The 7,303-nt window shown below is 33.3% G+C and carries 6 protein-coding genes; 2 read left to right on the forward strand and 4 right to left on the reverse strand.

Annotation, left to right across the window (positions count from 1 at the left end; translation table 11 throughout):
- Positions 1-82: 82 nt before the first annotated feature.
- Positions 83-961, reverse strand: a complete 879-nt coding sequence (locus CKF59_RS06280; RefSeq protein ID WP_119535096.1) for an MlaA family lipoprotein — start codon at positions 959-961, stop codon at positions 83-85.
- Positions 962-1,051: 90 nt separating this feature from the next.
- Positions 1,052-3,415 carry a DNA mismatch repair endonuclease MutL gene (mutL, locus tag CKF59_RS06285; protein WP_119535097.1) on the reverse strand — a complete coding sequence of 788 codons (2,364 nt, stop codon included), beginning with the start codon at positions 3,413-3,415 and terminating at the stop codon, positions 1,052-1,054.
- A gap of 142 nt (positions 3,416-3,557) precedes the next feature.
- Between mutL and CKF59_RS06290 the strand changes: the two genes are divergently transcribed.
- Positions 3,558-4,313, forward strand: a complete 756-nt coding sequence (locus CKF59_RS06290; protein ID WP_119535098.1) for a substrate-binding periplasmic protein — start codon at positions 3,558-3,560, stop codon at positions 4,311-4,313.
- A 4-nt stretch (positions 4,314-4,317) separates the two neighbouring features.
- On the forward strand, positions 4,318-5,196 hold the full coding sequence (locus CKF59_RS06295; protein ID WP_119535099.1) for an alpha-1,2-fucosyltransferase: 879 nt from the start codon (positions 4,318-4,320) through the stop codon (positions 5,194-5,196).
- Here the strand turns inward: CKF59_RS06295 and CKF59_RS06300 are convergent.
- Together CKF59_RS06300 and CKF59_RS06305 are read right to left on the reverse strand one after the other, a co-directional pair.
- A complete protein-coding gene (locus CKF59_RS06300; RefSeq protein ID WP_119535100.1) occupies positions 5,193-5,846 on the reverse strand; it encodes an ATP-binding cassette domain-containing protein in 654 nt (217 codons plus the stop codon). The two genes, CKF59_RS06295 and CKF59_RS06300, sit on opposite strands and share 4 nt — an antisense overlap.
- Positions 5,847-5,936: 90 nt before the next feature.
- Positions 5,937-7,303, reverse strand: a 1,367-nt coding sequence (locus CKF59_RS06305) for a peptide ABC transporter substrate-binding protein (protein ID WP_147397138.1), incomplete at its 5' end; no start/stop codon positions are given.

Raw genomic sequence — 7,303 nt, forward strand, 5'->3', positions numbered from 1 at the left:
CGCTAAAATTTATATAAAAAATGTTCGGTTTCTATACTTAATTAATAAAAATCCCGCTAACACTAAGTTAACGGGATTTTTATTAATTGAATTGATTTAATAAATCTAAATCTATAGAAGATTCGCTTGCTTGAGGCTGGGGTTTGCCAGTTGCTTTAGCAAGATTAAAGTTGTAATTTTGAATCCAAATAGATTTAAACATCGCATACGGATCTTGTGCTGCAAACACCATATTTTCTTGTGAGATTAATTGTCCACGAGATACGATTGCCGTATATAAGTTAAGAGGAAGAGTGATGTATATGGTACTTCCATTAATAATAGCTGAATAGCCTGCAGAAACTAGACTATTTTGCACTAGAGTTTGAGCAATAAATTTACGGGTTACTGTAGAGTTATAACCTGGTAATACCCAATAAGAACCTGGTTTTACATTGTAATAGGCAAGAGCAAAGTCAAAGTTATTTCCATTGGAGTCAACTCCCATTGCCGAAGCCCAATCAATCATGCCTAACCCAAATATTCCATTTACAAGAATACGAGTTAGATCTTTTCCTGATTCTTTAAATTGCCCAGTTGCAAGGTTAGAAACTAGAGTTGCTGGTTCATCTAAATAACTAGAAAAGTTCACCAAAGCATTTTGTAAATCTGGTGAGACATAATTCATATTTAGAACGGCAAGAGGACGAAGAAAATAGCGATCAAGAAAATTGGTATTGAGATTAAATGACCAGCGGTTAAAAGCTTGAAATCTATCTAAATCATTATTAACGTAAGCTCTATAAGCTTTGCCAAAATCAATTCCTTGAGAGTTTAAAACTACTCCATCTGCTTCTACTGTTTGTTCAGGTTCAGGCGTCAGAGGTATTTTAGCTTGTTCTTTATATGCATTTACTCCTGCACATGAAGCAAGAAGACTTGTTAAAGCAAGAGTAGTAATAATTTGTTTTAGTTTAAACATAAATTTAAATTAAGTGTTTGTCTTTTCGATTTAAATCTTAGTAATGGTTGTTCCCTGCATATTATACCCAAACTTTATAATTTTAACCAGTTATAAAATTGGGTAGGATAATTCTTGTAATTGAGAAATAAGTTCATCCTGAAATAAATCTAGACCCTCACAAAGTAATAAGCAAGTAGCAAAAACCTGCTCTTGCGCTAGATCATTGGTTTGTAAGAAGTGAGCAAAATTAATTAATTTTTCTTTTTGCTCTTTATACTCTGAAAGATTAATTAGAGAAGCTTGAGCAAGGAGATATTTAGCTATAGTCGAGGCTAAAGTGAGATTATCTACGAGATAAACTTTACTTTGATATTGCCAAAGAGTTTGCTGTTCAAGACTAGTTAAAATAGTAAATTTTTGTTCAAGTTTTTGGATAAACCAATGTGGACGGGTAAAGTCTTGAGGATTTAAAGGCTCATGCCGTTTAAGGAGTTTTTCTTTTAGATCAGTATTTTCTAAGAGCAAATTAAAAACTTCAGGAGTTAACCAAGAAGCTAGATTGAGATTAATTTTTACTCCAGCAATTACAGGAGAAGAACAATTCAGTTCTTGATCCATTAATTGCTTAAATAATGAAGATGTCTTTGTGTTAAGCGAAATGGACTCATTAGCTTTAACCGATGGCGTAAATTGATCTTTTACCTCTGCTTCTCCTAATAAGGAAGCCAACATGGTTTGTTTATTTTTTTCCGCTTGCCTTTGCTCTTTGATCTGTTGGTAATTAAAAGAGAATTTTTTCTCAGCTTGCGTAGCAAATGGTTTTTGCTCTTGCTTAGATTCTTCGGCTAGTTGTTTAAAATAAGCAAAGTCAGTTTGCAGTTGATTGTTGTGGCTTTCTTTGGTATTTTGACTTTGCAGATTTTGATTTCCTTGCTTACTTTGACTTGCTTGACTTTGTTCAAGAGTTGGTTGCGAAAAACTTTGGATTAAATCTGTAGACTTATGATTTTGGAGGTCAAAGTTTTCCTGTTTTTGTTCTGCAGAAGTAAGTAATGAGTTGCATATAGAGTTAACTTCTTTTGGAGTAGGCAAATTCTCCTTACTTTCACTTGCTGGTAGTTTAAAGAGATCTTCGGTTAATTGCTCTAATAAAGGATCATCACTTGTGACTAAAGCGTCGTCAAGTTTAGTAGCATGAATGAATTCTTTAGGTTTAACAGTTGAGGTTTTAAGTTCTTGAGTTTTAGGAATGCTTTTTAAATTTTTAAAGCTTTCAAATTCTTTTTTATTATCAAAACTACTTATTTTTACCGTTTTAGAGGTAAAGTCCTGTTGTTTTGATTTAAAAGTAAAATTACTCGGAGTTTGGGTAATTACTTCCTTTAACTCAAGTTGACTACGATCAATTAGTTCTTGATCTTCATTACGGTTAGCTAAAACTAAATCAACGATTTTTGGATCAAAATTACGAATTTTTGCTAATTGTACATAGAGATTTTGAAAAATAAAACTATGTACTTTATGGGCATCGACAAATCTCACTTCCGCTTTTGCAGGATGCACATTAATATCTAAAGCAGAGGAGTCTATTTCCAAAAAGAGAATATAATTTAAGTTTACATTATTAAAGAGTTCGGTAAACGCTTGTTTAACCGCACTAATGATCACTTTATCTTTGATCATTCTTTGGTTAATATAACTGTATTGAATACGGTTACTTTTGAGAGATAAAGCTGCATTAGGTTCGAGGATTAAACGTAATTTTAAATTAAATAGTTTTACACTTGCACAAATTTCTACGGCTGTATCACTGAACGTTTGAGGCATAGCTTGGAGGATACGTTCTCTAAATGCCTCTTTTTCGAGTTTAGGTAAACGAAGTCTTTGTTTACCATTGTGAGTTAAAGTCCAATCTATATGTGGATTGACAATGGCTAAACGTTGAATTAAATCTTCGATATGATTAAATTCAACATTAGCACTTTTTAAGAATTTTTGTCGTGCGGGAGTATTATAGAATAACTCTTGTACTTCAATGGTTGTCCCTATAGGGTGAGCTATAGGGCTCGAACTCGTACGATATTCTTTTCCCTGATTATAAATTTGCCAGCCTACTTCCGCTTGTTGATGACGAGAAGTTAGAGTCAGCTTGGAAACTGAACTAATTGAAGCTAAGGCCTCACCACGAAATCCGTAACTAATTAAGGTTTCTAAGTCAGCAATATCTCGTAATTTGGAAGTAGCATGCGGAGCTAAAGCTAAGTCTAACTGTTCTTTTTCAATTCCTATCCCATTATCACGAATGCGGATTAATTGCTTGCCTCCATCTTCAATCTCAATTAGAATTTGGGTGCTTTGAGCATCAATTGAGTTCTCAATAAGTTCTTTTACAATTGAAGCAGGTCTTTCTACTACTTCTCCGGCAGCGATTTGATTTGCGACTAAGGGAGGTAATACTTGAATTTTAGTCATAAAAACTATCTTAACTATCTAAAAATTATTTAACTTCTTTATTTTATCAAAAGATTATTCTCTCGCTCTTAATTTTCTTACCGATAAAAAAAGAAGATATAAGAGTTTTAGCGGGGTTTTTATTAAAAATGCATGAGGATAAGTGCAGAAATTTATTAAAAAAATCTTAACAACTTGTGCATTAGGAGTTTCAACTGTAGCTTTAGCTCAGGCAAATAATTTACCTTCAACTCTAACTATTGGCATTGAAGATGGTTACTATCCTTATGAATATTTAAATGAAAAAGGAGAGTTTACCGGTTTTGATGTGGAGTTAATTAACTATATTTGTGCTGATCTTGGGGTTACTTGTAAGTTAGATCGTGGAGCTTTTGATGGTTTAATTCCAAATCTGTTATTTAGAAAAACAGATATGGTAGTATCGGCTTTATCAATTACCGATGATCGTAAAAAACGTGTAAACTTTACCGTTCCTTACATTGAACCATCGGCAGCTGTATATATTGTTAATGAAGATAGTAATCTCCAAAGTATAGATGAACTAAAAAATATTGGTGTCCAACAAGGTACAACTTTATTATCTTACTTACAAAGTGAGAAAAAAAATGTTCAATTAAAAACCTATCCTTCATTTGATACCGCAATGTTAGATCTAAAAGGTGGAAGAGTGCAAACTGTATTTGAATCTTTAGATGTAGCAAGCAAATATTTAAATGATAAATCACAAAAAGTAAAAGTTCTAGGAGCTCCAGTATATAGTCCTTTAATTTCTCAAGGTACAGGTATTGCCGTACGTAAAGGAGATACAAATTTATTAAATGCTTTAAATGCTTCGATTGAGAAATTAAAAGCAGATGGAACCATAGATAAACTTAAAGCTAAATACGGCATTAAATAATTATATGTTTTTACTTTATCCTTCAGGTGGTCTTGGCAATCAAATGTTTATGATTGCCGGCACCTATGCGATGGCACGGGCTTTGGGGCAAAGATGGTATGTCAACAATACCGATCATACTTTAATCCAAGGACGTACTTTTCCGAATTACGTAGATAATATTTTTTGGCAAGTGCCTTTGGGAACTCCTGAGCGTATTGCCATTATTAAGGCAATGGTTGATGATTTACATGTCAAAAGCTCATTAACTTTAGATTTGCCTGGAGAGCATGTACTTTTTAATTTGGATCCTTTTGCCCGTCAGCAAGTGCATGTAGTTATGGATACTCATTTAATGAGTTATCATTATTTTAAACATTATCGTCAAGATATTTTAAAACTCTTTAGTTTACCTCCGGAACAAGAGTTGGAATTAAAAGAACTAGAAACTAAGTATTTAAGTGCTGAACTTCCTACAGTTTCTTTACATGTACGTCGAGGAGATTATTTACGTTTTCCTGATACTTGTAGAGTTCTTGAAACCGCTTATTATCAATTAGCTTTAAGTCATTTTGCAGATTTAGAAAAATTTAAGCTGGTGGTATTTTCTGATGATATCCCTTGGTGTCAACAAGCATTTTCTTATCCAAGTAACTGTGTGGCGATAGAATATATTCCTGATCAAGTACCTGATTACTTAGCTATGCTCCTTATGAGTCGTTGTCACCATAATATTTTAGGAAACTCTACTTTTTCTTGGTGGGGTGGGTATTTAAATCAACATCAACAAGCCCGAATTATCGTGCCTCAACGTTGGTTTAATGACCCTAAACTAAAAAATGATCACCTATTGGCAAATCATTTTACGGTAATTTCTGATGAACAAATAAAATCCTTCGCTTAAGCCGAAGGATTTTTTTTAATTAAATAATCTTCAATTATGTGTCCATTTCGAATACAAATAACACGATCGACAATTGGACTAACCGCTTCAAGATCATGAGTAACTATTAAAATAGTTTTTTCTTGTTCTTGTAAGTAGCTAACAACATTAGCTGCATTTTCTGGATCGAGAGCCGAGAGGGGTTCATCTAAGAGGAGAATTGAACGGGGAAATAAAAAGCCACGAGCTAAAGCTGCTCGTTGTAATTGTCCTCCAGAGCAGTTTTGCGGTAATTTATTTGCAATTTCCTTAATATTAAGGCGAGAGAGGATCTGTTCTATTTGCTCATTTTTTTGTCCTGTCGATAATTTACTATGAGCAAAAGCCAAAGCGATATTTTTAGCAATCGTTAAATGAGGAAAATGATTATTTTCTTGAAAGACTAAAAAACATTCTCTATCGCTTGGAAGTAAATTATTAGCTTTTTTTTGGTTAATATAAAGGTTACCTTGAGTAAAGGGAACAAAACCAGCAATTAAGTTAATCAGAGTTGATTTACCGGCTCCAGATTCCCCAATAATGGCTACCTTTTGTCCTTGAGGGATACTTAAGTTAAAGTGAAATTCTTGGTTGCCTCTTGTAAAAGAGATATTGTCTAAATGAATATGCATTTTTTTAATTTAGTATTGTTTTTTGTCAGATTTTATTATAACAAAAGAATAAAAAGTAAAGAGAGAACTTTTGGTTCTCTCTTTAATTAATTATTTTACCGGAGCTATATGTTTATCTGCAATTAAATAGTAATCTCGCATATAAGTAAAAGGTAAGGTGCCATTAAACCCACCTAAGGCAGGAGATTTGACAATTACTCTTGAACTTAAGAGGAAAGGAATTACAGGAACTTGCTCTTGTAAAATTAAGTTCATTTGTTGATAAATTTCTTGACGTTTAGATTCGTCTTTGGTTTGATAAGCTAAGTCGTAGAGTTTTGTAAACTCTGGATCAGTCCAACCTGAAAAGTTATTACTATTGCCTGGATTAAACACATTGAAAAAGCTTGCTACATGATAGAAATCAGCATTCATAATATAGAAAGCTAAATCAAAGTCATAGTGTTGAATCTTGTAATAGTAGGTAGTTAAGTCATTAGCTACGAGATTAACTTTTACCAATCCTTGTGAAAAATCACTTAACATACTACTTATAGCAATATTATTACGATCAGCTTCATTACCTCGAGTATACACCCAGTTAACAACTAGAGGATTTTCTTTACTGTAACCAGCATTTTTTAAGAGGGTAATCGCTTTTTGTTGATTCGCTTGACGCTCTTTAGGTTCGAGTAAAGAAACTTGTTCTTGTTGTTTACTCCCATCGGCAAGAATTACCGGAGCAACTATAGTTGTTGGCGTATAAAAACGATAGAATTTTTGAGCAATTAAGTTACGATCGATAAGTAAACTTAAAGCTTGACGTACTTGAGGATTTTGGAGTTGCGGACGTCTCGTATTTATAACAATAGCATAAGTTGAAGGATAAGGTTCAGCAATGAGTTCATCTTTACGTTGAGTTAATACTTGCTCAATATATTGAGCTGGGATGCGTGCAGTATAGAACTCTCCCGCTAAGTATTTAAGGTAAGAACTCATTCCTTTAGGTAAAACCTCATAGTTGATTTTGGTAATGTAAATATTTTTACGATCCCAATAGTCATCACGAAGATTAAAAGAAACTAATTCATTTAAACGGTTAGTGACTAATTTATATGGTCCATTAGAAACGATATTTTGTGGAGCTGTCCAAGATTGTCCGTATTTTTCAATAATATCTTTACGTACTGGAGCAGTAGGTAAGAGAGTAACGGTATCTAAGAGCCAAGGAGTTGGTTTTTCTAAATGTAGAACTAAGGTAAAGTCATCTTTAGCTTCTACTCCTAAAGCACTACTTGGCATTTTTCCATCTCTAATAGCACTAGTGTTTTTTAAGTTTAAAGTAGAAATATAGTCTGCCCCTAAACTTCCGGTTTTTGGATCGATAATGCGTTGCCAAGCATAAACATAATCAGCAGCCACTACCGGTTTACCATCAGTCCAAGTTGCATTTTTACGTAAGTAAAAAGTCCAAGTTA

Source organism: Psittacicella gerlachiana, assembly GCF_003585965.1.
Lineage (GTDB): Bacteria > Pseudomonadota > Gammaproteobacteria > Enterobacterales > Psittacicellaceae > Psittacicella > Psittacicella gerlachiana.

Excerpts from the sequence above, each read along its gene's own strand:
- CKF59_RS06280 (WP_119535096.1), bottom strand. The coding sequence starts at position 961 with ATGTTTAAACTAAAACAAATTATTACTACTCTTGCTTTAACAAGTCTT.
- mutL (WP_119535097.1), bottom strand. The coding sequence starts at position 3,415 with ATGACTAAAATTCAAGTATTACCTCCCTTAGTCGCAAATCAAATCGCT.
- CKF59_RS06295 (WP_119535099.1), top strand. The coding sequence starts at position 4,318 with ATGTTTTTACTTTATCCTTCAGGTGGTCTTGGCAATCAAATGTTTATG.
- CKF59_RS06300 (WP_119535100.1), bottom strand. The coding sequence starts at position 5,846 with ATGCATATTCATTTAGACAATATCTCTTTTACAAGAGGCAACCAAGAA.